Raw genomic sequence first — 1,744 nt, 5'->3', positions numbered from 1 at the left:
GGTTCGGGGACCGGGACGGGGTCAGCGCCGCTCGGAGGGCACCTCCATGACCGCGCAGACCACCCGCCACACCTGTTTGGCGTCCCAGCCGTCGGCCAGCGCCTCGTTCACGGTCCTGCCGCCCAACTCCGACATCACGTGGTCCCGCGCGAAGGAGTCCGCGTAGCCCGCGCCGAAGTGCGTCCGCATCCGCTCCCAGAAATCCGTCAACCGCATCCGTCCAGTATCCCGCCCGTTCAGCGCCCCCGGACCCGACGAGCGGACCCGGGCGGGCGTCCGACGGGCGGACCCGCCCTCCGGACCCCCGTCCGGGTGGACCTCAGCCGCCGAGCGCCCTGACCCCGGCGGTGACCGCCACCGCGAGGGCCACCACCAGCAGGAACGGTGCCCGCAGCACCAGGGCCACCGCCGCCGCTCCCAGCCCGGCGGCCCGCGCGTCGAGGACAAGGGTCCCGTCGCCGCCGTCCGCCGTCTGCACCGCGATCAACGCGGCGAGCAGGGCCACCGGAACCAGCGCCGCCAATCGACGCGGCCCCGGGCGTTCCAGCACCGACGCGGGCACCGAGAGTCCCGTCAACTTGACGAGGTAGCACCCCGCGGCGGTCAACAGGATCGCGATCCACACAGCCGTCCCGTTCACGCGGCACCACCACCGGGAGATCCCCCACCGGTCACCGGATCCCTCCCCGGTACCGCCTCCGGCGGATGCCCGGCGGCTCCGGCGGAGTCACCGGAGCCGCCGGGCGTGTCGGATCGGTCCTCCGCCGAGTCCCGCCCCCGGGTCACCAGCAGCACCAGCGGGGCGGCGAGCGCGGCGACCAGCACCGGCACGCCCGCCGGCAGGATCGGCAGCGCCACGAGGGAGAGCAGGACGGCCAGTCCCGCCGTCACCCGTTCCCGGGTGGAGCGCAGCATCGGTGCCAGGAGGGCGAGGAACACGGCGGGGCCCGCCGCGTCCAGCCCCCAGGTCGCCGGGTCGGCGATCCGGGAGGCCCCCAGCGCGCCGAGCAGGGTGGTCAGGTTCCACAGGCCGTAGAGCGAGACCGCGGTGACGGCGAACCCGATCCGTGCCGAGCGACGGTCGTGGCGGGCCAGCGAGACCGCCGTCGTCTCGTCGATCACCGCGTGGGCCACCACGGGTCGCCACCGGCCCGGCACGGCGAGCACGGTGGACAGCCGCAGGCCGTAGAAGCCGTTGCGCACCCCCAGGAAGAAGGCACCGGCGGCTGCCGTGAACGGATTGCCACCCGCCGCCAACGCCCCCACCAACGCGAACTGGGAGGCGCCGGTGAAGACCAACAGGCTCAGCGCGCAGCTCTGCAGCACGGAGAGGCCGGCGGCCGCCGCGGTGATCCCGAAGGCGAAGCCGGAGAGCCCGACCGCCACGCCGACGCCCAGGCCGTCCCGCACGGCGGCGCGGTCCCCCTCTCCCATCGGGGCACGGCCGCGCCGACCATCGGCGGGACGACCGTCCGGTCGGCGGGAGCCATCGGTGTGGTCGACACGGTCGAGGGCGGTGACGGGCTCGACGGGACCGGAGTCGCGGGAAGCATCGTCCGCACCGGGCGATCGCTCGACTTTCCGTTGGGACGCGCGGGGCGGCGGTATGGCGGGGTGGTTCACACCGGCAGGCTACGTCCGGCCCCCCGGAGGGGAGCCGGCCGGCCCACCCGGCCCGTGTTCACCGGCCGCGCCTGTCGGTCCCCCGGGGCACCATGTCCCCATGGTGCCCGTGGTCCCCGAT

At 75.3% G+C, this 1,744-nt stretch carries 3 protein-coding genes; all 3 read right to left on the bottom strand.

Features of this window, described 5'->3' with window-relative positions:
• Positions 1–21: 21 nt before the first annotated feature.
• A complete protein-coding gene (locus FNQ90_RS22055; RefSeq protein ID WP_182607954.1) occupies positions 22–216 on the bottom strand; it encodes a DUF3046 domain-containing protein in 195 nt (64 codons plus the stop codon).
• A 103-nt stretch (positions 217–319) separates the two neighbouring features.
• Positions 320–640 (bottom strand): AzlD domain-containing protein, encoded by a 321-nt coding sequence (locus FNQ90_RS22050; protein ID WP_182607953.1) that lies wholly within the window; start codon positions 638–640, stop codon positions 320–322.
• The gene (locus tag FNQ90_RS22045) at positions 637–1,434 is read right to left on the bottom strand and encodes an AzlC family ABC transporter permease (protein ID WP_182607952.1); all 798 of its coding nucleotides are present in this window, start codon (positions 1,432–1,434) and stop codon (positions 637–639) included. The genes FNQ90_RS22050 and FNQ90_RS22045 overlap by 4 nt, the downstream gene beginning before the upstream one ends.
• Between the last annotated feature and the right edge of the window lie 310 nt (positions 1,435–1,744).

This window comes from Streptomyces alkaliphilus (assembly GCF_014141535.1).
Taxonomy (GTDB): domain Bacteria; phylum Actinomycetota; class Actinomycetes; order Streptomycetales; family Streptomycetaceae; genus Streptomyces; species Streptomyces alkaliphilus.
This window is presented reverse-complemented; position numbering and strand designations above follow the sequence as displayed.